The organism is Enterobacter sp. N18-03635 (assembly GCF_004006055.1).
In the GTDB taxonomy this organism is placed as follows: Bacteria; Pseudomonadota; Gammaproteobacteria; order Enterobacterales; family Enterobacteriaceae; genus Enterobacter; species Enterobacter vonholyi.
On the sequence record NZ_CP034769.1, the window covers coordinates 4,284,279 to 4,308,382 of the forward strand.

Here is a 24,104-nt window from a genome sequence, read left to right on the forward strand (position 1 = left end):
TATGTTTAACTGGGCCGTAATGAAAGCATCAGACGACGGCTTTCCTATTTAGTCATCGATAACTTAAGGAAGGAGTAACACTATGGCTTACAAACACATTCTCATCGCGGTAGACCTCTCCCCGGAGAGCAAAGTGCTGGTTGATAAAGCGGTATCCATGGCACGTCCCTACAACGCGAAAGTTTCGCTGATTCACGTTGACGTGAATTACTCCGACCTCTACACCGGTCTGATCGACGTCAATCTGGGCGATATGCAGAAGCGTATCTCCGAAGAGACGCACCACGCTCTGAGCGAACTCTCCACCAACGCGGGTTATCCAATTACCGAAACCCTGAGCGGCAGCGGTGACCTGGGCCAGGTGCTGGTTGATGCGATCAAGAAATATGACATGGACCTGGTGGTGTGCGGTCACCATCAGGACTTCTGGAGCAAGCTGATGTCTTCCGCGCGCCAGCTGATTAATACCGTCCACGTGGATATGCTGATTGTTCCACTGCGTGACGAAGAAGACGAGTAAGTGCAAAAAAGCCCGGTGGCGCTAACGCTTACCGGGCCTACAGGCGGCACTAAATGTAGGCCGGGTAAGGCGAAGCCGCCACCCGGCTTTTTTATTCCGGCGTACCTGAGTAGATATCAAACCGGTGCCCTTTGGTGGTCACCGCGTTAGTGGTCGCCACGTCCGCCAGCGGCGGTGCATAGTCAGGACGCTTCACCACTACCCGCTTCGTCGCCAGCTGGCGAGCCGGCTCCAGCAGGCCATCCGCGTCCAAATCAGGCCCCACCAGAGACTGAAACACCCGCATCTCTTTCTTCACCAGCGCGCTTTTCTGCTTGTGCGGGAACATCGGGTCGAGATAGACGACCTGCGGGCGCGGGGTGATATCCGTCAGCGCCGTCAGGCTGGAGGCGTGAATCAGCTGCAATCGTTCCTGCAACCACGGGCCGATTTCCGGGTCCGCATAGCCACGACTCAGCCCGTCGTCGAGCAGCGCAGCGACCACCGGATTACGCTCCAGCATCCGCACGCGACAGCCAACAGACGCCAGCACAAACGCATCGCGCCCCAGCCCCGCCGTGGCATCGACCACGTCCGGGAGGTAGCTCCCTTTGATGCCAACCGCTTTGGCCACCGCTTCACCACGACCGCCACCGAACTTGCGCCGGTGCGCCATCGCGCCGCCGACAAAATCGACGAAAATCCCGCCGAGCTTCGGTTCATCGCGCTTACGTAATTCGAGATGTTCTGGTGTCATCACCAGCGCCATCAGGTTATCTTCATCATGTTCCAGCCCCCAGCGGGCGGCCAGAACAGATAAGGCGCCGTCTCCGGCGCCCGTTTCATCCACTAAGCAGATCTTCACGTAACAATCAGCCTTTGATCCCGTAATGCTCAAGCATCGCATCCAGCTGCGGCTCGCGTCCGCGGAAGCGTTTGAACAGCACCATTGGCTCTTCGGAACCGCCGCGGGTCAGGATATTGTCGAGGAACGACTGGCCGGTTTCGCGGTTGAAAATCCCCTCTTCTTCGAAACGAGAGAAGGCATCCGCCGCCAGCACGTCGGCCCACAGGTAGCTGTAGTAACCCGCCGCGTAGCCGCCAGCGAAGATGTGGCTGAACGCGTGCGGGAAGCGGCCCCAGGTTGGCCCAGGGATCACGGCGACCTGTTTTTTAATCTCGGCCAGGGTCTCAAGAATCTTCGCACCCTGCTCCGGGCTGAACTCGGCGTGCAGGCGGAAATCGAACAGGCCGAACTCCAGCTGGCGCAGGATAAACATCGCCGCCTGGTAGTTTTTCGCCGCCAGCATTTTGTCCAGCAGCTCTTTCGGCAGCGGTTCGCCGGTCTCGTAGTGGCCGGAGATAAACGCCAGCGCGTCCGGCTCCCAGCACCAGTTTTCCATAAACTGGCTCGGCAGCTCGACCGCATCCCACGGTACACCGCTGATGCCTGCCACGCCTGCGGTTTCGATGCGGGTCAGCATATGGTGCAGGCCGTGACCGAACTCGTGGAACAGGGTGATCACTTCGTCGTGGGTGAAGAGCGCAGGTTTACCGTTCACCGGACGGTTGAAGTTACAGGTCAGGTAAGCGACCGGCTTCTGCAGAGAACCGTCTGCTTTACGCATCTGGCCCACGCAGTCGTCCATCCACGCCCCGCCGCGCTTGTTCTCACGCGCGTAGAGATCGAGGTAGAAGCTGCCGCGCAGTTCGTTTTTCTCGTCATACAGCTCGAAGAAGCGCACGTCCGGATGCCAGACGTCGATATCGGTACGCTCTTTGGCGGTGATGCCATAGATGCATTTTACCACTTCGAACAGGCCGTTAACGGCTTTGTTTTCCGGGAAGTACGGGCGCAGCTGCTCGTCGCTGATGCTGTAGAGGTGCTGCTTCTGTTTTTCGCTGTAGTAAGCAATGTCCCACGGCTGCAGCTCGTCCACGCCGAACTCCGCTTTCGCGAAGGCGCGCAGCTGGGCCAGCTCTTTCTCACCCTGCGGACGGGCTCGTTTCGCCAGATCGGTCAGGAAGTCGAGCACCTGCTGCGGGTTCTCCGCCATTTTGGTGGCGAGGGATTTATCGGCGTAGTTTTCGAAGCCCAGCAGCTGGGCCAGCTCGTGGCGCAGGGCGAGGATTTCCGCCATGACCGGGCTGTTATCCCACTTACCGGCGTTTGGCCCCTGATCGGAGGCGCGGGTGCTGTAGGCGCGGTACATCTCTTCGCGCAGGGCCTGGTTGTCGCAGTAGGTCATCACCGGCAGATAGCTCGGGATATCCAGGGTTAACAGGAACCCGTCCTGCTCTTTCGCTTCGGCCTGGGCTTTTGCCGCCGCCAGCGCGCTTTCCGGCATACCCGCCAGCTCCGCTTCATTGGTAATCAGCTTCGTCCAGCCCATAGTGGCGTCGAGCACGTTGTTGCTGTACTGGTTGCCCAGTTCGGACAGACGCGCGGCGATTTCACCGTAGCGGGTTTGTTTCTCTTTTGGCAGGCCAATCCCGGACAGCTCGAAATCACGCAGGGCGTTATCGACCGATTTTTTCTGCGCCGTGTTCAGTTCGGCATAATGGTCGCCGTCGCGCAGGTCGCGGTAGGCTTTGTAGAGCCCTTCGTGCTGGCCGACCCAGGTGCTGTACTCAGAGAGCAGCGGCAGGGTTTGCTCGTAGGCTTCGCGCAGCTCCGGGCTGTTTTTTACCGAGTTCAGGTGGCTCACCGGGGAGAAGATGCGCCCCAGCACGTCGTCCACTTCGGCCAGCGGCTGACACAGATTTTCCCAGGTGTACGGCGCGCCCTGCGCTACCACGCTTTCTACCGCCGCGCGGCAGTTGTCCAGGGATTGCGTAACGGCTGGAACCACATGCTCGGGGAGGATTTTAGAAAACGGCGGCAACGAAAAAGGCGTCAGTAATGGATTGGTCATAAACGCTGTCCTGTTGAATAAGATGAATGAAGCGCGCATCCGGCGCTGTGCATATGGGATCTAGAATGGGGTTAAGTGTAGAGGATTTCAATGCCAGACGTTGTCGAAAAGAGCCCGGTGGCGCTGCGCTTACCGGGCCTACGGGTAATCTGCGCCGTTCTGCTGTAAACTGTGGCAAATCGTCAATTCAGCGGAATATCATTACCCATGCTCAGTTATCGCCACAGCTTCCACGCAGGCAACCACGCCGACGTCCTTAAACACACCGTTCAGAGTCTGATCATCGAATCGCTCAAAGAGAAAGAGAAGCCATTTCTCTATCTGGACACGCACGCGGGCGCGGGCCGTTATCAGCTGAGCGGCGAGCATGCCGAGCGTACCGGTGAATATCTGGAAGGGATTGCCCGCATCTGGCAGCAGGACGACCTGCCTGCCGAGCTGGAGCCGTACATCGGCGTGGTGAACCACTTCAACCGCAACGGCCAGCTGCGTTATTACCCGGGCTCGCCGCTGATTGCCCGCCAGCTGCTGCGCGAGCAGGACAGCCTCCAGTTGACCGAGCTGCACCCGAGCGACTTCCCGCTGCTGCGTTCAGAATTCCAGAAAGACAGCCGCGCCCGCGTCGAAAAAGCCGACGGCTACCAGCAGCTGAAGGCCAAACTGCCGCCGGTTTCCCGTCGCGGCCTGGTGCTCATCGACCCGCCGTACGAAATTAAAACCGACTATCAGGCGGTGGTAACCGGTATCCACGAAGGCTACAAGCGCTTCGCCACCGGGACATACGCCCTGTGGTATCCGGTGGTGCTGCGCGCGCAGATCAAACGCATGATCAAAGACCTGGAAGCGACCGGCATCCGCAAGATCCTGCAGATCGAGCTGGCGGTACGTCCGGACAGCGATCAGCGCGGCATGACCGCCTCCGGCATGATTGTAATCAACCCGCCGTGGAAGCTCGAAGCGCAGATGAACAACGTGCTGCCGTGGCTGCATAAAACGCTGGTGCCGGCGGGTACAGGCCACGCTACCGTCAGTTGGATAGTGCCGGAGTAATCGCAGCCATCGGTGGAAACTATTGATTTCAGGTATACAATCGCGGCAATTCACGATTAAGGACAAAAGCTATGACTAAGCATTATGACTACATCGCAATCGGCGGCGGCAGCGGCGGCATCGCCTCCATCAACCGCGCGGCCATGTACGGCCAGAAGTGCGCGCTGATTGAAGCCAAAGCGCTGGGCGGCACCTGCGTGAACGTGGGTTGTGTACCGAAGAAGGTGATGTGGCATGCGGCGCAGATCCGTGAAGCTATCCATATGTATGGCCCGGACTACGGCTTTGACACCACCATCAACCGCTTCGACTGGGACAAGCTGATCGCCAGCCGTACCGCGTACATCGATCGCATTCACACCTCGTACGACAACGTGCTGGGGAAAAATAACGTCGACGTTATTCACGGTTTCGCTCGCTTCGTTGACGCGAAAACGATCGAAGTGAACGGCGAGACGATCACCGCCGATCACATCCTGATCGCCACCGGCGGTCGTCCGAGCCACCCGAACATCCCGGGCGTGGAATACGGCATCGACTCCGACGGTTTCTTCGAGCTGCCAGCCCTGCCTGAGCGCGTTGCCGTGGTAGGCGCGGGATACATCGCGGTTGAACTGGCCGGAGTGATTAACGGCCTGGGCGCAGAAGCGCACCTGTTCGTACGTAAACACGCGCCGCTGCGCAGTTTTGACCCGCTGATTGTCGATACGCTGGTTGAAGTAATGAACACCGAAGGCCCAATCCTGCACACCAACGCCGTACCAAAAGCAGTGGTGAAAAACGCGGACGGAAGCCTGACCCTGGAGCTGGAAGATGGTCGCAGCCAGACCGTTGATTGCCTGATCTGGGCGATTGGCCGTGAACCGGCGAACGATAACTTCAACCTGGGCGTGACTGGCGTGAAAACCGACGAAAAAGGCTATATCGTCGTCGATAAATTCCAGAACACCAGCGTACCGGGCATTTACGCGGTCGGCGACAATACCGGTGCGGTTGAGCTGACGCCGGTCGCCGTTGCGGCAGGTCGTCGTCTCTCCGAGCGCCTGTTTAACAACAAGCCGGACGAGCATCTGGACTACAGCAACATCCCGACCGTGGTCTTCAGCCATCCGCCAATCGGCACCGTCGGCTTAACCGAGCCGCAGGCGCGCGAGCAGTACGGCGACGACCAGGTGAAAGTGTATAAATCGGCGTTCACCGCAATGTATACCGCCGTCACCTCGCACCGTCAGCCATGCCGAATGAAGCTGGTCTGCGTCGGCCCGGAAGAGAAGATTGTCGGTATCCACGGCATTGGCTTCGGCATGGATGAGATCCTGCAGGGCTTCGCCGTGGCGCTGAAGATGGGCGCAACCAAGAAAGACTTCGACAACACGGTGGCCATCCACCCGACGGCCGCGGAAGAGTTTGTGACCATGCGTTAATCATGATGCCCCTCCCCGGAGGGGCATTTTTTTAACATTCATAAATCGTTGCAAAACGAATGCTCCGAAAATAGTGATCTACCGCACATTTCCCTCCCCATCTACCGAAGCGAATGTCTACGCTTATAAGACGCCCGGATAAACCAGTCTTTTGAACACACAACCGGAGGTCCCTATCACCATGTTCAACCAGAAACTACAGGCTACCGAGAACATCGAGTTCGAGATTGCAGAAGAGCTGCGCTACGAGACCGATCCCTGCGAGTTGAAACTGGATGAAATGATTGAGGCGGAGCCGGAACCCGAAATGATCGAGGGGCTACCCGCCTCCGATGCGTTGACGCCCGCAGACCGCTACCTTGAACTGTTCGAACACGTGCAGTCGACGCGGCTGTTTGCGGACAGTAAAACCTTCCCCGACTGCGCGCCGAAGATGGATCCGCTGGATATCCTGATCCGCTACCGCAAGGTCAGACGCCACCGGGATTTCGACCTGCGCCAGTTTGTGGAGAACCACTTCTGGATGCCGGAAACGTACGGCACAGAATATGTCTCCGACCCGGGACTCTCCCTGAAAGAGCACATTGATAACCTGTGGCCGGTGCTGACGCGCGAGCCGCAGGATCATATTCCCTGGTCTTCCCTGCTGGCGCTGCCGCAGGCCTATATCGTCCCCGGCGGGCGCTTCAGCGAGACCTACTACTGGGATTCTTATTTCTCCATGCTGGGGCTGGCGGAGAGCGGCCGTAACGATCTGCTCAAATGTATGGCGGACAACTTCGCCTGGCTGATTGAACGCTACGGGCATATCCCCAACGGCAACCGCACCTATTATCTCAGCCGCTCACAGCCGCCGGTCTTTGCGCTGATGGTGGAGCTGTTTGAGGAGGACGGCGTGCGCGGTGCGAAACGCTATCTTGATCACCTCAAAATGGAGTACGCCTTCTGGATGGACGGTGCGGAGTCGCTGCTGCTTAATCAGGCATACCGCAGCGCCGTGCGCATGCCGGACGGTTCACTGCTCAACCGCTACTGGGATGACCGCGATACTCCGCGCGACGAATCGTGGATTGAGGACGTGGAAACCGCGCGCCACTCGGGCCGTCCGCCAAACGAGGTGTATCGCGACCTGCGCGCGGGTGCGGCTTCCGGCTGGGATTACTCGTCCCGCTGGCTGCGCGATCCGTCGCGGCTCGCCAGCATCCGCACGACGCAGTTCATCCCCATCGATCTGAACGCCTTCCTGTTCAAACTGGAAAGCGCTATCGCCAACATCTCGGCGTCGAAAGGAGATAAAGAGACGGCAGAGGAATTCCGCCAGAAAGCCAACGATCGCCGCGCGGCGGTGAACCGCTATCTGTGGGACGAGGAGAGCGGCTGTTACCGCGATTACGACTGGCGGCGCGAAGAGCTGGCGCTGTTTTCTGCCGCCAGCATCGTGCCGCTGTACGTTGGCATGGCAACTCACGAGCAGGCGGAGCGCTTGTCGGATGCAGTCAAGGCGCGTCTGCTGACCCCGGGCGGAATTCTGGCGACCGAGTACGAAACCAGCGAGCAGTGGGATAAACCCAACGGCTGGGCGCCACTACAGTGGATGGCGATTCAGGGATTCAAGCAGTACGGCAACGACTCGCTGGGGGATGAGATCGCCTGGAGCTGGCTGCATACGGTGAACCATTTCTACAAGACGCACCACAAGCTGATTGAGAAGTACCACATCGCCAGCAGCACGCCGCGAGAAGGTGGCGGGGGTGAGTATCCGCTGCAGGACGGTTTCGGCTGGACGAACGGCGTGGTGCGGCGGCTGATTGGGTTGTATGGGGAGCCTTGAGCAGGGTGCGGTCTTTTCCCCCTCGCCCCTCCGGGGAGAGGGCTGGGGTGAGGGGAAAATGTTAGCGAATCACCTCATAAATGGCGCTCTGAATAGACTGCCATTTTTTGGTGGTGGCATCCGGCTGTGACTGCGCGCGGCGTGTGGCCATGTCGAGATCGTGCTGCTGGCGTTTCACTACGGCAGGCACGGTGCAGAACGCTTTAAGATACTCTTTACGTACCGAGGTCAGAGACTCGCCGTTCGACATCGCGTGGCTGAGCGTGTTGATGAAGCGGCGACACGGCTTCTCTTCCACCATGTTTTGCCGGTAGCGTAACATCAGCTCCAGCACGTCGTCATGGCCTGCCGACATCGCCTCTTCGCTCCAGGACAGCTTCCAGTCCATACCGCCCTGCAAAAAGAGCTGGGTCACGCGGGTATCGTTGCGGTTAATAGCCGAGCGGAAATTATTCTCGTCCCAGGTCACCCCCATGCGCGTGAGCGTTTCGCGCGAGGAAGGCGTCTCACGCATTTCCTGCGGTGGAGCCGCTTCAGCCGCGCTGACGGCCGCTGGCTGCGGCTTGCTGCTGGTCACCAGCCAGAAGCCCCCTGCCACAATGGCAATCACCATAACGCCAACCGCCCCCCATAGCGCACCGGAAATGAGCTGCTCGCGTTGTTCGGGGGTGCGCGGCGCGCGCTGGGTCGGCTTTTCAATGGTGTCACGGACTTCAAACAGATCCCCACCGGTAACCCGATCCATTTTCTGCGCCTTTTCCCAGAAGGTATGCAATTCACTGGCATCTACCGCCATGAATCCTGCCGGATTAACGCGCGTTCTCCCCTCTTCAAACGCGCGTTGAACGGGCCGCGCGATCTGCGCGTAGTAGTTGTCCAGCAGCTGAATTTGCGCCGAGCTTAACGTCTTCTGAACGGTGATGCTGTTGCGGATTTGCCGAATGTCGTCGAGAAAGGTTTGCAGCGTTTTGCGTGGTTCAACCAGCAGCGTCAGCATGGACGGGTCGCTGAAAAGCGAAGCGTAATAGCGGCTGAATTCTTTTTTATCCACCAGCATCTGCGCCAGCTCGCTGAACATCATGCCGCTCAGGACATCGTTGATCTCGCCAAGCTTCAGCCAGCGCCGTACGCGGTCAGCGTTAAACAGGGTCTTAAGATGGTTGTTCAGCTTTACCTGATCGGGCCAGGCCTGCTGGATAAGCCCTTTAAGCATCAGCTCAATTGCGCGTACCTGCTTGTGCGCCTGCTGCTGCTGGAGTTCGCTGCCCGGTGCCAGCTCCGTGCTGTAGGTCAACAGCGGCTGCTGAAGACGAAGATGTTCCAGCGCGGTCACAAACCGCATCGCCGCAATAAGCTGGTTTTCACTCACATCCTGTCCGCTTTCATACTGCGGTACGCGCTGCTGCAGCAGGCGCAGCTGGAGCGTAAATTCCGACATCTCGGCATCATTCAGGTTGAGTTTTTTCGCAACGGCTCCCCAGCCGCCCAAAGCTAATCGCGCGCTGTCGAGTTGTTCCAGAAACCAGCGTGGATCTTTGCCCTCAGAAGCATGTACATTCAGAAGGAGTAAAATTTCCACCGACGCATGGCGAATGACCGCCAGACAGTGTTCAAACTGTTCGCGAATATGGTGTGATGTGCTGAGAGTCATTGTTTTCCTTAAGCGACAACGAAGACATCAGGAATGGGCGCGAGACGCCCTTTATTCTTTTTATTTATACGCGGTTAACCATACCTGACTTTCTGTTGAAATAAAGTGACAACCCTAAAATCATTTAAAAAGTGTCAGGAGAATCTGAATGCCCGTTTTAATTACCCCTCGCCTGAACTGCTCACCTTTGCAGGAAGAAGACTGGCCCTTTTTTCTGGCGTTACAGCAGCACCCGGACGTTATGCGCTTTGTGGCGGAATACCGCCCCGTCGCGGCGATACGAGAGGCGTTTGATTCGCGCCTGACGCCATGGGCTCCGGGCAGCGCGCACTGGCTTTGTCTCGTCGTACGTGACACCGCCTCTCAGGCCCCGCTGGGCGTTACCGGGTATATTCATCGGGAGGAGGACTGCGCCGAAGTGGGCTTCCTTTTCGCCCCCGAGGCGCAGGGGAAAGGTTACGGCTTTGAATCCCTGAAAGCGCTTTGCGATTACGCTTTTCTTCAGGGCGGTATACGGCGACTCACCGCCACCGTAACAGCGGGAAACGCTGCTTCAAGACGCCTGCTGGAAAAAGCCCGCTTTCGCCTGGAAGGTGAATTACGTGAGAGCTATTATCTTGCGGGTCGCTGGCAAAATGACTGGCTATTTGGTTTATTACAGCAGGAATACCTGAATAATAATTCCTGACCAACAGCAATTTAGCCGATATTTCCGGACGTCGTTTCCTCTTCAGGGTCGCTATTAAGAGGAAACGAATATCAAACGTCATGCGCTGAAAATATTTTCTGCGGCCATTGCGTTAATAAAAAACATCAGGGTCTTTCTCTGGAGAAATATCGTGATGAAAATGGGTTATCGTCTATGGCTGCCTGCGTTCTTTATCGCTGTCAGTGTACAGACACATCCATATTAAGGGTTCCTTAAGAGGTTCCTTCCCCTTAAGTCCGGGCATCACAGGAACATACCGCCTGACACTTCAATACGTTGCGCATTCATCCAGCCCAGCTTATCGCTGAGCAGTGCCGCAATGGCACCACCGATATCGTCCGGTAGACCCACCCGTCCCAGCGCCGTCTGCGAGGCCAGCAACTGATTCAGCTCCGCGTTGTCGCGCACGCGTCCGCCGCCAAAGTCTGTTTCTATCGCGCCAGGCGCAATTATATTGACGGAAATGCCGCGCGCGCCCAGCTCTTTCGCCTGATAGCGCGTCAGCACTTCCATCGCCCCCTTCATGGCCGCGTAGGTCCCTGAGCCCGGCTGGGTAAAACGGGCCAGCCCGCTGGAGACGTTGAGGATACGTCCCCCGTCGTTAAGCAGCGGCAGCAGGCGCTGGGTCAGGAAGAAAGGCCCTTTGAAATGAATGTTCAACGCTTCATCAAACTGGGCTTCCGTCGTGTCGGCATAGGGTGCATATAAACCCGTCCCGGCATTGTTCAATAAATAGTCAAATGTTTCGCGCTGCCAGACGGTCCTAAGGGTTTCCTGAAGCTGTCGGGCAAAATGTTCAAATCCCGCGATATCCCCGACGTTGAGCTGTAATGCCGCTGCGTTGACGCCTTTTTGCTGAATTTCATGCACAACATCCAGCGCTTCCTGCTGGCTACGGTTGTATGTCAGGACAATTCCCGTGCCGTCTGCCGCCAGCTTTAACGCAGCGTTTTTGCCCAGACCACGGCTACCACCCGTCACTAATGCGATATGTTCACTCATCATAAACCTCGTTTTGGCTGTTAAGGAGATTGAGAAAGAGCTTATTAGGTGATAGAAAATCAATAAAGATGTGTTAAAACGCTTCACTGTTTCACCAGAAACAACAATGAGCTTCCTCTATGGATAAAATTCACGCAATGCAGTTGTTCGTCCGCGTCGCGGAACTGGAGAGTTTTTCCCGCGCGGCCGAAACATTAACCCTGCCGAAAGGCAGCGTCTCACGGCAGATTCAGGCCCTGGAAAACCGGCTTGGCACTCAGCTATTACACCGCACCACGCGCCGCGTCAGCCTGACGCAGGACGGCATGGTCTATTACGAGCGGGCAAAAGATCTGCTGGCAAACCTTGATGAACTCGACGGTATGTTTAAGCACGATCCCTCCAGCATCAGCGGCCGGCTCCGCGTGGATATGCCCGTCGGCGTTGCTCGAAATTTGGTCATCCCCAAACTGCCTGCTTTTCTGCAGCACTATCCTGGCATTGAACTGGAGCTCAGCAGCAGCGATCGTCTGGTGGATGTGATCCGCGAAGGGTTTGATTGCGTGGTACGCGTCGGCACGCTGAAGGATTCAGGGCTGATTGCCCGTCCACTGGGCAAGCTGTCGGTGATTAACTGCGCCAGCCCGGACTATCTGGCGCGTTTTGGCTACCCGGAAACCCTGGACGATTTAGGCTCGCACGCCGTTATTCACTACACCGCTACGCTGGGAACACGCCCACAGGGCTTTGAGTTTTATAACGGCAGTGCAACGCAGTGGATAAAAACGGGCGGGGTCTTGACCGTCAACAGCACGGAAACATACCAGGCTGCCTGTCTCGCCGGACTGGGCATTATTCAGGTGCCGCGGGTTGGGATGCGCGATTTACTGCGCGCGAAGAAGCTGATTGAGATCCTCCCGCAATACCGGGCCGAACCGATGCCTGTTTCCCTGATTTATCCCCACCGGCGCAACCTCTCCCGCCGGGTCCATCTGTTCATGGAGTGGCTAACCGAACTCACAAAAGCTTACGTGGACTAGTCGCAAGCTATAATTCAATAACGTCCAGCCAAACGAAAAGGAAAAGACGCGTGACGCCGGAAAACAACCCGCAACGACCCACCCAACATTTAGAGTATGAGCCCGTCAAAAAGATGGAAACCGGGCCCGAAGAGGCCAAAACGCCAGGTACCGCCAGCAAAGCGCTGGGAACCGTAACCGGCATCGCCGCGAGAATTCAGCAGTTTCCCATGATTGCGCACCTGATACGCGCGACCGAACGCTTTAATGACCGCATGGGAAACCAGTTTGGTGCCGCCATCACCTATTTTTCCTTCCTGTCTATGATACCGATCCTGATGGTGTCGTTCGCGGCAGCCGGTTTTGTCCTCGCGTCGCACCCGACGCTGCTGCAGGATATCTTCAATAAGATCCTGAATAACGTCAGTGACCCGACCCTTGCCAGCACGCTCAAAAGCACCATCAATACCGCCGTTCAGCAGCGTACTACCGTCGGCATCGTCGGTTTGCTAATTGCCCTTTACTCCGGCGTTAACTGGATGGGCAACCTGCGCGAGGCCATTCGCGCCCAGTCGCGCGACGTCTGGGAGCGTAAGCCGCAGGACCAGGAGAAAATCTGGGTCAAGTATCTCCGCGACTTTGTTTCGCTGATTGGCCTGCTGGTCGCGCTCATCGTGACGCTTTCCATTACCTCCGTGGCGGGCTCGGCGCAGCAGATGATCATCTCCGCGCTCTATCTGGATTACATCGAATGGCTGAAGCCCGCCTGGCGCGGCATTGGGCTGGCTATTTCCATCTTCGCCAACTACCTGCTGTTCTTCTGGATCTTCTGGCGCTTGCCCCGGCATCGGCCGCGCAAGAAGGCGCTGCTCCGCGGCACATTGATTGCGGCGATCGGCTTTGAGGTGATCAAAATCGTGATGACTTACACCCTGCCGTCACTGGTTAAATCCCCTTCCGGCGCGGCGTTTGGCTCGGTGCTGGGACTGATGGCCTTCTTCTACTTCTTCGCCCGCCTGACACTGTTCTGCGCGGCATGGATTGCCACCGCCGAGTACAAAGGCGACACGCGAATGCCCGGCAAAACGCACCGCTAGCCCCGCCATCGGGCTGAAATTTCAGCCCGATTCATCATTTCAGCATATAAATCCAGCCCGTAACTTTTATTTAACCGGAAACCAGTTTAATTGACTGATATTTAAAATCTGTGAAGCATTTCATAGACGTGTTTTGGCTGGTCTGAAAATTATCCGCTTTTTGCTGTTTTTATCACCGGGTCGCGGCTTTGTTACAGATTGAAATGTCGCTTTTGCTGTGCGTAATATGGCCTTTCGTTCGACAAAAATAAGAAAATATTATGCAAGCAACCGCCACCACACTCGACTCAGAAACGGAAAACGTTCCGGTAAATTCGCGCAATAAAGTTGTTGTCGCATCGCTGATTGGCACCGCCATTGAGTTCTTCGACTTCTATATTTATGCCACCGCCGCGGTCATCGTATTCCCGCACATTTTCTTCCCGCAGGGCGATCCGACGGCGGCCACGCTGCAGTCTCTGGCGACCTTTGCGATTGCGTTTGTTGCGCGTCCAATTGGCTCCGCGCTGTTTGGACACTTTGGCGATCGCATTGGCCGCAAAGTCACGCTGGTGGCCTCGCTGCTGACGATGGGGATCTCCACCGTAGCCATCGGCCTGCTGCCGACCTACGAAACCATTGGTATTCTGGCGCCGGTCCTGCTGGCGCTGGCGCGTTTTGGTCAAGGTCTGGGGCTGGGTGGTGAATGGGGCGGCGCGGCGCTGCTGGCCACCGAGAACGCCCCGGCGCGCAAGCGCGCGCTGTACGGTTCATTCCCACAGCTTGGCGCTCCGATTGGCTTCTTCTTTGCCAACGGGACGTTCCTGCTGCTCTCCTGGCTGCTGACGGATGAACAGTTCATGAGTTGGGGCTGGCGTATTCCGTTTATCTTCTCAGCCGTGCTGGTGCTGATTGGCCTGTATGTGCGTGTTTCTCTGCATGAGACCCCTGTTTTTGCGAAAGTGGCCGCGGCGAACAAGCAGGTGAAAGTGCCGCTGGGTACGCTTCTGACCAAACACGTTCGCGTGACCGTGCTGGGCACGTTTATCATGCTCGCCACCTATACGCTGTTCTACATCATGACCGTCTATTCCATGACGTTCAGTACCGCCGCTGCGCCGGTTGGGCTGGGGCTGCCGCGTAACGAAGTGCTGTGGATGCTGATGATGGCGGTGATCGGCTTTGGCGTGATGGTTCCGATTGCCGGCCTGCTGGCGGATAAATTCGGTCGTCGTGCAAGCATGATTACCATCACCACGCTGATCGTTTTGTTTGCCCTGTTCGTCTTCCCGCCGCTGCTGGGTTCAGGTAGCCCGGCGCTGGTGATGGCCTATCTGCTGATTGGCCTGAGCCTGATGGGGCTGACCTTCGGCCCGATGGGCGCGCTGCTGCCCGAGCTGTTCCCGACTGAAGTACGTTATACCGGCGCGTCGTTCTCCTATAACGTCTCGTCTATTCTGGGTGCGTCCGTTGCGCCATATATCGCCACCTGGCTGCAGGCAAACTATGGTCTGTTCTATGTGGGCGTCTATCTTGCGGCCATGGCGGCGCTGACGCTGATTGCGCTGCTGCTGACGCACGAGACGAAGCACCAGGCTCTGTAATTCACTGCGGCCTGATGCCCTCACCCCGGCCCTCTCCCACAGGGAGAGGGAGAAAGGGAGCTATTTCTTCATCTGCGACAAAATGGTCCGGCACTGATTCGCCTCGCCCTCTGACGGCGAAATCAGTGCCAGCAGCGCTGCGGCTGGGGTAACCAGCGTCGCAAGGGCCGCAGCCACCGCGCCGCGCGCAATCAGCGGCCCTGGCTTCACGCCCGCCTGCGGATTTTTGAAGGTCCCGCGCACGTACAGCGGCGAGCGCAGCGTGATAATACGGATCCCCTTACTCTCCGGGTCAATCGTCAGATCAAGCTGCTCCGAAGCCATGCTGGCGGTACCGGTCACGTTAATCACCGCGTTTTCCGTGTCGAAGGCAAAAATCTGCGGGCGCGCCACGCCGTTCACCAGATCCAGATTGGCCGCCGCGCAGTTCACCCGCACCTCGTCATCGCCGAAGATTTGCCCGACGACGTAGTTACCGACGTTCAGCCCCAGGATCTCCATCAGGTTTCGGCTCACCAGCCCGTCGTTCATCAGCAGCTTCAGGTTTCCGTTGCCGCTGCCCAACAGCGCCGCCACCGAGTTCCCCACGCCGCGAATGTCGGCATCACCGTTCATTTCACCGAGGGTTTTCTGCATCAGCTCTACGTTCGGCATCAGCTCTTTCAGCTTCAATCGACGCGCCTGGATCTCCGCCCGTCCCTGCATCGGCTTCTTATCGCCTTCCAGGTGAATGTTCGAGGAAATCGTCCCACCCGCCATGCCGAACTTCAGTGGCTGAAGGCGCAGGTCGGCGTTTTTGAGGAGGATATGGGTCGAAAGATTGCTGATCGGCAGCGTACTGCCATGTTCAATTTTCCCGCCTTTGAAACGTACATCCGCATCCATTACGTTCCATTTGTCGGTTTCGAAACGATCGTAAGGCAATACTTTACCCGCAGGCTGAACGTCCTTTTTGACCTCTTTGGACTTTGTGCCTTTGCCCGAATCCACGCCAATCAACGGACCAAGATCGGCCAGACGCAGCTGACGGGATTCAACATCCCCTTCCAGTTTCGGGCGCGGTTTTCCGGTGGTGTAGGTCAGCGTGCCGTGGATGTCGCTGTCGCCAATGCGGCCATTAAAATCCCGGTAGTCAAAAACGGACGATTTTTCGGTATCGATTTTGGCGACCAGATGCCCGTCCGTTTCGAATGGCGGGGTATCCGGCAGCAGTACGCCGGTCAGTTCATACAGCTCGCCCAGCGAATCACCGGCAAATTTAAGCTGAAGGTCAACGCCGCCCATGTTCATCGGGTCGTTAACCGTTCCCACGAACGCCACGCGGGTGTTACCGGAACGGAAGTCCGCCTGCACCGGGAACGGCGTGCCTTCGCTCCGGAGCGCCAGCATGCCGCCTATTTTCCCTTTACCGCTAAGCGGCTGGTCGTTGTAGCGTCCTTTTGCCGTCAGGCCGAAGACATAGTCACCTACGCTTGCCGCGTCGCCTTTTGCTTTCGTGCCCGTGACCTCGCTAAACGGCAGCGGTTTGCCCAACGGATCGACCAGGATCTCCATATCCGCCTTGCTGACCTTATCGTCGATGGCGATCCGTCCGCGATCGAAAAGAATATTGTCGAGACGGAATGACCAGGAAGAAGGCTGGGCATTCGGATCCTTGTCGCCATCGCTGGCAAGGTTAAACGTCCAGTTGTTGGTTTTTTCTGAGAGTCGGATCAGACGCGCATCAGGCTGCTGAAGTTTGATCCACGGCAGATAAACGGTTTTGGTCAGAAGCGCTAACGGCGCTAGCGTGGCCTCCACGCGCGGCAGGTGGACCATGGTGACGTCCGGGATGTCCGGCGGGTTGCCGAGAATGATGTCGTCGGCATGGACGTGTGGCCAGGGGATCCAGCTTCGCCAGCCTGACTCCTCTTTCTGACGCTCCCATACCACACCTAAATCACCGCGTATGGCGAAGGGGCGGTTCAGTTCGGTTGAGACTTTCTGGTTGATGGTCGGCTTGAGACGGTTCCAGTCAAACGTCGCAATAATGATGGCGACGACCACGATCAACAACAAGAAAATCCCTGCTGTCCAGGAGATTACCCTGGTTGTTCTTGTCATTTTTATCCCCTTTCCTGATGACCTGTCCTGTAAAACTATAGTCCAGACAAAGGGAAGCGGGCTTATCAGAGGGTCGTTATAACGCTATCGAGGCGATCCATGGGTACCGGTCGGGAGAGGAAATAGCCTTGCGCCGCCGCGGCAGGCGAGCTTTGCACATCACGCCACTCTTCCAGCGTTTCCACACCTTCAACAATCACACCCTGGCAATAGCGGTTCATCAGCTGTAATAACAGCGTAAACAGATTCCGACCTTCCGGGGTCTGACGCAGCATAATGAACAGATCGCGGGCCACTTTAATGTAGTCGTAGCGCACCTCACTCAGGGCGGAGAAATTCGCCATGCCGGTGCCAAAGTCATCCAGCCACAGCGGGCCGTATTCGCATATCGAAGCAAACGAGGAATCCTGCGGCAGACGGACATGCTCCACCAGCTCAAAGCGCATCCACGGCAGGGTGGCGATCAGCTCCTGCAATTTTGCGTTCTGCCGCAGCGCCAGCAGGGTTGGGCCGTCGACGTTCACCGAGGCGAGGATATCGTGCTGTTCGAAAAAGGACTGCTTCGTCGCCAGCATGCGAAGCTGTTCTTCCAGCACATCCAGACGCTGGCGAACGGCAACTTCGGCAAAATAGCGATCCGGCGCGATGCGCTGAGTGGGGTTTGAGGGGTGCGTAACGACGGTCAAAATTTCAATTGCCATCAGTCGACCATCTGTTCGGTAGATCGGCTGATAGGTGTATGCACGCTCACATTGCAGCCAGTAGCGATGCTCCTGCAAGTTCTCAATACTTGCCTCAGGCGTAGTGCTCAGCCGCTGGATAACCTGCTCTGACTTCATTTCAGATGTCCTGTTGTTGGGATAGCCTTTCTGGACTCGTCACAGGATTATCGGCGCGACAATTGAGAACTTTATGTTCAATTCACCGGGAAAATGAAATTAAGATGACAGAAATGCGCGGGAACACGCGCTGGCTCAAATAAAATAATGGAACGTTGTTTTAATATAGTTGACCAGTTAATTCACTCAGCGCACACTGCTGATAATTCTTCTGTTCAGGTTCACGACTATGTCTAAAAAAATTGCCGTGATTGGCGAATGCATGATTGAACTGTCACAAAAAGGCGCTGAAGTCAGCCGCGGATTTGGTGGCGATACGTTAAACACGTCCGTTTATATTGCCCGCCAGGTCGCGCCTGAGGCGCTCACCGTGAATTACGTTACCGCCCTGGGAACGGACAGCTTCAGCCAGCAGATGCTGGAGGCGTGGCAGAGTGAACATGTTGAAACGTCGCTGATTCAGCGTATGGAAAACCGCCTCCCGGGACTTTATTACATCGAGACCGACAGCACCGGCGAACGCACGTTTTATTACTGGCGTAACGAAGCCGCGGCCAAATTCTGGCTGGAGAGCGACGCGGCTGCGGCCATCTGCGAAGAGCTGGCGACCTTTGACTATCTCTATCTGAGCGGGATTAGCCTTGCGATTTTAAGCCCCACCAGCCGTGAAAAGCTGCTGTCGCTGCTGCGCGAATGCCGTGCAAACGGCGGCAAGGTTATTTTCGATAACAACTACCGCCCGCGCCTGTGGGGCAGCCGCGAAGAGACGCAGCAGGTCTATCAACAGATGCTGCAGTGCACCGACATCGCCTTCCTCACGCTCGACGATGAAGACGCCCTGTGGGGTGAAAAGCCGGTTGAGGACGTAATTGCACGTACGCACGCAGCAGGCGTGAGCGAAGTGGTGATTAAGCGCGGCGCGGAGTCGTGCCTGGTCGCGATTGCGGGTGAAGCGGTGGTTGAGGTCCCTGCGGTGAAGCTGGCCAAAGAGAAAGTGATTGATACCACCGCGGCGGGTGATTCATTCAGCGCGGGCTATCTGGCGGTACGTCTGACGGGTGGAACGCCGGAAGCGGCGGCACAGCGTGGGCACCTGACGGCCAGCACGGTGATTCAGTATCGCGGGGCGATTATTCCGCGCGAGGCGATGCCAGTTTAAGTAAGGTGCGGGCTGATGCCCTCACCCTAACCCTCTCCCACAGGGAGAGGGAATGTTTAAGCATTACTGCCCCTGCGGAATATCTGTCGCGTCCGGATGTAAATCATCCGCCGTGGCGGCCTGCGCTGGCTGCGGCGCGGTGGCCATAATGGAATCCCATGTCGTCTGAAGTTCCTTCATGTCATATTCCGGCTCGCCCTTCGGCTGCAGGAGGATCAGCGCCATCTCCTGTGACAGCTGCTGACGGAGGTCCTGATTGAGCATCTCGACGGTCAGACCGTTCAGGAAGTCCTGACGCAGCTTCTGGTACTGTTCCGGCGCAATGTCCACCACCTGATTCTGCAGGGAGCGAATACGCTGGCTGATCAGAATGTCGGTATCGGCACGAGCGTAGGTCGCAAACAGCTTCTGCAGCTCGAGTTTTTTCTGAGCCACGAGAGCATTGAATTCCTCTTCGGAAAGCCCCTCTTTACGCACTTTTGCCAGCTCTTTCGCGACCACGCCCAGATTGGCATTCAGCTTATCGCCCGGCGATTCAACGTTAATGGCACACTGCGCGCGCTGGAACAGCACGCGGCAGTCAAAGCCAAGACCAATATTCTTGACGTTGTTCTTGCTCAGCGTCTGCTGAACGTGCCAGAACAGCGCCTCACGCGCCAGATCGGCACGCCAGTAGCGCAGCATTGCCGCGGACTCACGGATAGGCTGCCAGGCGTTATCCCACATGACGGAGAGGCGATCCTGACGCACGGCGTCCGTCATAATGCTGACAGGCTCTGCACGCAGCGGAGAGAGCGTCGGGACAGGGGCTGGCGTTTCACGCTTACCTTTCAAATCACCAAACGCTTTGTTGATCTGCTCCACCACCGCGCGGCTGTCCACGTTACCTACCACGATCAGCGTCATGGCGTCCGGGGTGTACCACTTCTGGTAGAACGATTTTACCTGTTCGGCATCGACCGGCTGTTTCAGCGGTTCGGCCGGGTCATGTCCCAGTAACGTTGAGCCCTTCAGGCGGTAGCGCCACCAGCCCTCTTTGGTATCTCCGGGCCAGGTCGCCACCATGTCACTGTTGCTCAACGCATAGTTAACGGTGTCCGGCGTAATCGCCAGATTGCCAGAGGCATCGGAGAGATACGTAAGCGCTTCTTTAAGCAGGTCGTTACGGTTATTAGGCAGGCTCAGGTTAAACATGGTGTAGTCATACGAGACAACAGCCGGAGGAAGCGGGCGCTTCGGATCGATGGCCTGCTGCCAAAGTGAGCGCACCTGAACCGCTTGCAGGCTGCCGCTCTGCGTGAGCGCCAGCCGGGGAATAAAATGGCTAAAACCGGTTTGCTGGGTGCTTTCCGTGAGGGAACCGGTATTAATGGACAGACGGATTTCTATACGGTCACTGGGACGTTGCGGAGTGGCTAACACCTGCCACTGAAAACCGTTCGCTAATGTCCCTTGTTGCCAGGCCGGGTCTGGCTGGAGCGCATCTGCCTGCACATAACTGGCTGCTGCCATCATCAGCAAACCGCCGGTTAAGAGTCGAATTTTTGTGCCCTGCATGTGAACCCCTGATCAACATTCCTGGTTAAAAAAGAGTGCCTCGCGACGCGCTTCACTCTTAAAGATGACGATGAAAACACGTCGATTAGACCGCGCGTTCGGCAAAACGTCACGGTCCGAAGTGAAATATACCCAAAAAAATCTTGTCGAATTATGACAGGTACGAACAGTTATTATGCGCAGGAGCCCGCATCCCGACAAGGGAATACGGGCATTTGTGACAAGATTAAGAGGTTAAGCCAGGATTTTTGCTGTCAGTTGAACGATTATTCAGAGTATCGTCGAGCTTTTTGTGATCCAGCTCTTTCACCCATTTCGCCACCACCACCGTTGCCACGCCGTTACCCACCAGGTTGGTTAACGCACGAGCTTCTGACATGAAGCGGTCGATACCCAGAATCAACGCCAGACCCGCCACCGGCAGGTGACCTACAGCGGAAATGGTGGCAGCCAGCACGATAAAGCCGCTGCCCGTCACGCCTGCCGCGCCTTTAGAGGAGAGCAGGAGAACCACCAGCAGGGTAATCTGATGGAAAATATCCATATGGCTGTTGGTCGCCTGAGCGATAAACACGGCCGCCATCGTCAGGTATATCGAGGTGCCGTCCAGGTTGAAGGAGTAGCCCGTCGGGATCACCAGCCCGACCACCGATTTACGGCACCCCAGCTTTTCCATCTTGTCGAGCATACGCGGCAGCGCCGATTCTGAAGAGGAGGTCCCCAGAACAATCAGCAGCTCTTCACGGATGTAACGAATAAATTTGAAGATGTTGAAACCCGTCGCGCGGGCGATGGAGCCGAGCACCACGACTACGAAAAGGATACAGGTTATATAGAAGCAGATAATCAGCTGACCCAGCTGCACCAGCGTACCGACGCCATACTTACCGATGGTGAAGGCCATCGCACCAAAAGCACCGATCGGCGCCAGGCGCATGATCATATTGATGATCCCGAAGATCACCTGCGAGAAGCTTTCGATTACGTTAAAGATAAGCTGGCCTTTGCTGCCCAGACGGTGCAGGGCAAAGCCAAACATCACGGCGAACAGCAGCACCTGGAGGATGTTTCCGCTGGCGAACGCGCCAATGACGCTGCCCGGTATCACGTCCAGCAGGAAGGCTACCACGCCCTGATCCTTCGCCTGCTCGGCATATACCGCGACCGCTTTGGCATCAAGCGTTGACGGGTCTACGTTCATCCCCGCGCCTGGCTGCACCACGTTGACGATGATCAGACCGATAATCAGCGCAAGTGTACTGACCACTTCAAAATAGAGAAGCGCCACTGCACCGGTACGACCAACCGCCTTCATGCTTTCCATGCCAGCGATGCCCGTTACTACGGTACAGAAGATCACCGGAGCGATGACCATTTTGATGAGCTTAACGAACGCGTCGCCAAGCGGTTTCATTTGCGCGCCCAGCTCAGGGTAATAGTGACCCAGCAGAATACCGATGGCGATGGCTGTCAGGACTTGGAAATAAAGACTTTTGAAGAGTGAGGTTTTCATAAGGTGTCCTTGGGAAGAAAAACCACAGGTTTTGTAAGGTTATGGTTAACCTGCGGCTTTAAAATAACACCCACATAACAGGACAGAAATAAACTCAGTTCAAATTTGAAACACAAATGTTAAGAACTTTGAGCTGGCTCGCACAAGCCAGCAACAAAATTACACTTTTGCGTTATTGTCAGCACCAGAAAGGTATCGTTCTTCAAAGATATCCGAAGGGACTGCGGGGGCAAAAAGGAAGCCTTGCCCGCTCTCCACGCCCGCCTCTGCAAGCCAGGCGCGTTGCGCTTCGGTTTCAATCCCCTCGGCAATAAGATGCAGGTTGAGGCTACGCGCCATCTGGATAATCGCCTGCACCATGCTGCTGTCGCCCGGCAGAACGTCGACAAACGCTTTGTCAATTTTGAGCACATCTACCGGAAGGGTTTTCATGTGCTGAAGCTGACGCAGCCCGGCGTATCCCATGCCAAAATCGTCCAGGGCAATGCGAATACCGGCATTACGCAGCGGTTTGAGAATCGCGACCGCCTGATTAGGATCGTCGATGCGTCGGCTCTCCGTCACTTCCAGAGTTAACGTATCAGGCTTGATTCGGTAACGATGGATCAGCTCCAGCATCTCTGAAACCATGGTCGGGTGCATAAGCTGCATGGCAGACAAATTGACCGACAGCGGCAGCGTCACGCCGCGCTCTTGCCAGGCGGCCAGCTGACGGCAGGACTCTTCCAGCACCCAGTAGCCGACGGTAACCATCAGGCCGCAGGACTCAATGCGCTCAATCAGCCCTTCCGGCAGTTCCCATGAACCATCCGGCTGCTGCACGCGCAGCAGTGCCTCGGCGCTTTTCACTTCTCCCGTCAGCAAATTCATCTGCGGCTGTAGCCAGAGGGCAAACTGCCGGTTATCCAGCGCGGTCAGGATGTCGCTCTCTTCCGTCAGGCGCTGCTGCGCCTTTTCCATCTGCTCCGGTTCAAAGAACTGGATCTGATTTTTCCCTTTGCGCCGGGCGGTAAACGCCGCCGAGAACGCGCGACGATAAAGCTGCTCCGCCGTTAAATCACCATAGTACATGGCGATACCGATACTGGCGCTCGGACGAAGCTGGATACCCTGAATGGGCAACCGCTCATTAATGACAGTGAGTACTTGCTGACCTAAGGTGATCGCATGCCACGGTTCTTTTACACCGTTGGCAATCACCACCAGATCGTAACCGCTGACCTGTGTCAGCACCATGCGCGGGGCAAGGACAGATTTGATCTTTTCCACCAGGGTGAGCAGCAGCATTTCGCGCTGGCTCTCCTGAAGCACGCCAGCCGTGTCCTGCAAGGTTTCACAGGCGATAACCATCAGCGCCGTAGTTTGCTGACGGGCAACGGTCTGCTCCAGCATCGCCATCAGGAAGGCTTTATTGGGGAGCTCCGATACCGGAAAACGGGTGGCGCTGCTGTTTAATTCATCCTGCTGACGCTGGATGCGCTGCTGATTGAGGTTGTAGCTGCGCACCAGCATACCTATCTCATCGTCATGATGCAGACGCGGCAGCTCAAGCTGATGTCCCATCTGATCCTGCGGCGCAAGCGTATTCAGCTCACGGGCGATACGGCGCAGCGGATGAACAATCAGCCGGTTAATGCACCAGGTGAGCGCCACGCTGAGAATAAGCGTCATAAGTAAGCAAGTGGTCACTAACGTAACCACCCAGCTCATGACGAATTTATACATGCGGTAGGAGTCCGCCTGCAAAACCAGGTAGGCCAGCGGCTGCGGATTCGCAGGGCGTTCAAGCGAATAAACGGGAAGCGAAATTTGCACCGGCAGTTCAAACAGGCGCATCACCATCATCGGGACGGGACGCTCCGGGATAAAGCTCATCCGCAGCGCCTGAAACTGGTTGGGCAAGACGACATCGGCGCGGCTAACGACGCCGGCAGGCTGAATACGTTTTAAAATGGTTTCCGCTTCGGGAATATCCCCTTTCAGGATAGAGGCAGAAAGCGGGCCACGCACCGAGCGGGCGATACTTTCTAACTGCGAAGCCGTGTTATAGCGATTCTGCTGTACGGAATGAAACAGCAAAATTACGCAGAAGAGCAGGACAAACAGCATGGTGACGGCAGAGACCATCGCCATCTGTTTGATTGTTAAGGAACGGCTGACACGCAAAATGACTC

At 56.7% G+C, this 24,104-nt stretch carries 18 protein-coding genes; 9 read left to right on the forward strand and 9 right to left on the reverse strand.

The features are described from left to right. Positions 1-82: 82 nt before the first annotated feature. Positions 83-520, forward strand: coding sequence for a universal stress protein UspA (uspA, locus tag ELK40_RS21375; RefSeq protein WP_003861223.1), 438 nt, complete (start codon positions 83-85; stop codon positions 518-520). Between the two features lie 91 nt (positions 521-611). Here the strand turns inward: uspA and rsmJ are convergent, their stop codons facing one another. Together rsmJ and prlC are read right to left on the reverse strand one after the other, a co-directional pair. Beyond that, complete coding sequence (gene rsmJ, locus ELK40_RS21380) at positions 612-1,364, reverse strand: 16S rRNA (guanine(1516)-N(2))-methyltransferase RsmJ (protein WP_206529372.1); 753 nt, start codon at positions 1,362-1,364, stop codon at positions 612-614. Between the two features lie 7 nt (positions 1,365-1,371). Next, positions 1,372-3,414: an oligopeptidase A gene (gene prlC / locus ELK40_RS21385; protein WP_127732553.1), complete on the reverse strand. Its 2,043-nt coding sequence runs from the start codon at positions 3,412-3,414 to the stop codon at positions 1,372-1,374. A 207-nt stretch (positions 3,415-3,621) separates the two neighbouring features. On the opposite strand from prlC, the gene ELK40_RS21390 reads away from it, so the two are divergent. From ELK40_RS21390 to ELK40_RS21400, 3 genes are all read left to right on the forward strand, one after another. Further along, on the forward strand, positions 3,622-4,464 hold the full coding sequence (locus ELK40_RS21390) for a 23S rRNA (adenine(2030)-N(6))-methyltransferase RlmJ (RefSeq protein ID WP_032640380.1): 843 nt from the start codon (positions 3,622-3,624) through the stop codon (positions 4,462-4,464). Positions 4,465-4,535: 71 nt separating this feature from the next. Beyond that, positions 4,536-5,888, forward strand: a complete 1,353-nt coding sequence (gene gorA, locus ELK40_RS21395) for a glutathione-disulfide reductase (protein WP_127732555.1) — start codon at positions 4,536-4,538, stop codon at positions 5,886-5,888. Positions 5,889-6,069: 181 nt separating this feature from the next. Further along, a complete protein-coding gene (locus ELK40_RS21400; RefSeq protein WP_111963711.1) occupies positions 6,070-7,719 on the forward strand; it encodes an alpha,alpha-trehalase in 1,650 nt (549 codons plus the stop codon). Positions 7,720-7,780: 61 nt separating this feature from the next. On the opposite strand, the gene ELK40_RS21405 is transcribed toward ELK40_RS21400, so the two are convergent. Continuing rightward, on the reverse strand, positions 7,781-9,370 hold the full coding sequence (locus tag ELK40_RS21405) for an STY4199 family HEPN domain-containing protein (protein ID WP_127732557.1): 1,590 nt from the start codon (positions 9,368-9,370) through the stop codon (positions 7,781-7,783). Positions 9,371-9,518: 148 nt separating this feature from the next. On the opposite strand from ELK40_RS21405, the gene ELK40_RS21410 reads away from it, so the two are divergent. After that, the gene (locus tag ELK40_RS21410) at positions 9,519-10,058 is read left to right on the forward strand and encodes a GNAT family protein (RefSeq protein WP_127732558.1); all 540 of its coding nucleotides are present in this window, start codon (positions 9,519-9,521) and stop codon (positions 10,056-10,058) included. A gap of 264 nt (positions 10,059-10,322) precedes the next feature. Here the strand turns inward: ELK40_RS21410 and ELK40_RS21420 are convergent, their stop codons facing one another. Then, positions 10,323-11,081 carry an SDR family oxidoreductase gene (locus ELK40_RS21420; protein WP_127732852.1) on the reverse strand — a complete coding sequence of 253 codons (759 nt, stop codon included), beginning with the start codon at positions 11,079-11,081 and terminating at the stop codon, positions 10,323-10,325. Between the two features lie 119 nt (positions 11,082-11,200). Between ELK40_RS21420 and ELK40_RS21425 the strand changes: the two genes are divergently transcribed. From ELK40_RS21425 to ELK40_RS21435, 3 genes are all read left to right on the forward strand, one after another. Further along, on the forward strand, positions 11,201-12,100 hold the full coding sequence (locus tag ELK40_RS21425; RefSeq protein WP_127732560.1) for a LysR family transcriptional regulator: 900 nt from the start codon (positions 11,201-11,203) through the stop codon (positions 12,098-12,100). Between the two features lie 50 nt (positions 12,101-12,150). After that, positions 12,151-13,176, forward strand: a complete 1,026-nt coding sequence (yhjD, locus tag ELK40_RS21430) for an inner membrane protein YhjD (RefSeq protein WP_115876806.1) — start codon at positions 12,151-12,153, stop codon at positions 13,174-13,176. A gap of 260 nt (positions 13,177-13,436) precedes the next feature. Next, complete coding sequence (locus ELK40_RS21435; RefSeq protein ID WP_111963705.1) at positions 13,437-14,759, forward strand: MFS transporter; 1,323 nt, start codon at positions 13,437-13,439, stop codon at positions 14,757-14,759. A gap of 60 nt (positions 14,760-14,819) precedes the next feature. Here ELK40_RS21435 and ELK40_RS21440 read toward each other — a convergent pair whose 3' ends face one another. Beyond that, the gene (locus ELK40_RS21440) at positions 14,820-16,862 is read right to left on the reverse strand and encodes an AsmA family protein (protein WP_127732562.1); all 2,043 of its coding nucleotides are present in this window, start codon (positions 16,860-16,862) and stop codon (positions 14,820-14,822) included. 65 nt (positions 16,863-16,927) lie between these two features. Further along, complete coding sequence (gene pdeH, locus ELK40_RS21445) at positions 16,928-17,701, reverse strand: cyclic-guanylate-specific phosphodiesterase (protein WP_115876804.1); 774 nt, start codon at positions 17,699-17,701, stop codon at positions 16,928-16,930. Between the two features lie 229 nt (positions 17,702-17,930). On the opposite strand from pdeH, the gene ELK40_RS21450 reads away from it, so the two are divergent. Further along, a complete protein-coding gene (locus ELK40_RS21450) occupies positions 17,931-18,860 on the forward strand; it encodes a sugar kinase (RefSeq protein ID WP_127732564.1) in 930 nt (309 codons plus the stop codon). A 63-nt stretch (positions 18,861-18,923) separates the two neighbouring features. On the opposite strand, the gene ELK40_RS21455 is transcribed toward ELK40_RS21450, so the two are convergent. The 3 genes from ELK40_RS21455 to hmsP all read right to left on the reverse strand — a co-directional run bounded on the left by ELK40_RS21455 (position 18,924) and on the right by hmsP (position 24,096). Continuing rightward, positions 18,924-20,417 (reverse strand): pitrilysin family protein, encoded by a 1,494-nt coding sequence (locus ELK40_RS21455; protein ID WP_047646783.1) that lies wholly within the window; start codon positions 20,415-20,417, stop codon positions 18,924-18,926. 226 nt (positions 20,418-20,643) lie between these two features. Then, entirely contained in the window at positions 20,644-21,930 is a 1,287-nt protein-coding gene (locus ELK40_RS21460) for a dicarboxylate/amino acid:cation symporter (protein ID WP_023309587.1), read from the reverse strand. Between the two features lie 159 nt (positions 21,931-22,089). Further along, positions 22,090-24,096 carry a biofilm formation regulator HmsP gene (hmsP, locus tag ELK40_RS21465; protein ID WP_127732566.1) on the reverse strand — a complete coding sequence of 669 codons (2,007 nt, stop codon included), beginning with the start codon at positions 24,094-24,096 and terminating at the stop codon, positions 22,090-22,092. Between the last annotated feature and the right edge of the window lie 8 nt (positions 24,097-24,104).

What these genes read in the sequence shown, in the direction of transcription:
- uspA (WP_003861223.1), top strand. Translation starts at nt 83, where the DNA reads ATGGCTTACAAACACATTCTCATCGCGGTAGACCTCTCCCCGGAGAGC.
- ELK40_RS21390 (WP_032640380.1), top strand. Translation starts at nt 3,622, where the DNA reads ATGCTCAGTTATCGCCACAGCTTCCACGCAGGCAACCACGCCGACGTC.
- ELK40_RS21425 (WP_127732560.1), top strand. Translation starts at nt 11,201, where the DNA reads ATGGATAAAATTCACGCAATGCAGTTGTTCGTCCGCGTCGCGGAACTG.
- ELK40_RS21460 (WP_023309587.1), bottom strand. Translation starts at nt 21,930, where the DNA reads ATGAAAACCTCACTCTTCAAAAGTCTTTATTTCCAAGTCCTGACAGCC.
- ELK40_RS21455 (WP_047646783.1), bottom strand. Translation starts at nt 20,417, where the DNA reads ATGCAGGGCACAAAAATTCGACTCTTAACCGGCGGTTTGCTGATGATG.
- pdeH (WP_115876804.1), bottom strand. Translation starts at nt 17,701, where the DNA reads ATGAAGTCAGAGCAGGTTATCCAGCGGCTGAGCACTACGCCTGAGGCA.
- ELK40_RS21420 (WP_127732852.1), bottom strand. Translation starts at nt 11,081, where the DNA reads ATGAGTGAACATATCGCATTAGTGACGGGTGGTAGCCGTGGTCTGGGC.
- ELK40_RS21450 (WP_127732564.1), top strand. Translation starts at nt 17,931, where the DNA reads ATGTCTAAAAAAATTGCCGTGATTGGCGAATGCATGATTGAACTGTCA.
- ELK40_RS21400 (WP_111963711.1), top strand. Translation starts at nt 6,070, where the DNA reads ATGTTCAACCAGAAACTACAGGCTACCGAGAACATCGAGTTCGAGATT.
- ELK40_RS21405 (WP_127732557.1), bottom strand. Translation starts at nt 9,370, where the DNA reads ATGACTCTCAGCACATCACACCATATTCGCGAACAGTTTGAACACTGT.
- ELK40_RS21440 (WP_127732562.1), bottom strand. Translation starts at nt 16,862, where the DNA reads ATGACAAGAACAACCAGGGTAATCTCCTGGACAGCAGGGATTTTCTTG.
- gorA (WP_127732555.1), top strand. Translation starts at nt 4,536, where the DNA reads ATGACTAAGCATTATGACTACATCGCAATCGGCGGCGGCAGCGGCGGC.
- ELK40_RS21435 (WP_111963705.1), top strand. Translation starts at nt 13,437, where the DNA reads ATGCAAGCAACCGCCACCACACTCGACTCAGAAACGGAAAACGTTCCG.
- prlC (WP_127732553.1), bottom strand. Translation starts at nt 3,414, where the DNA reads ATGACCAATCCATTACTGACGCCTTTTTCGTTGCCGCCGTTTTCTAAA.
- ELK40_RS21410 (WP_127732558.1), top strand. Translation starts at nt 9,519, where the DNA reads ATGCCCGTTTTAATTACCCCTCGCCTGAACTGCTCACCTTTGCAGGAA.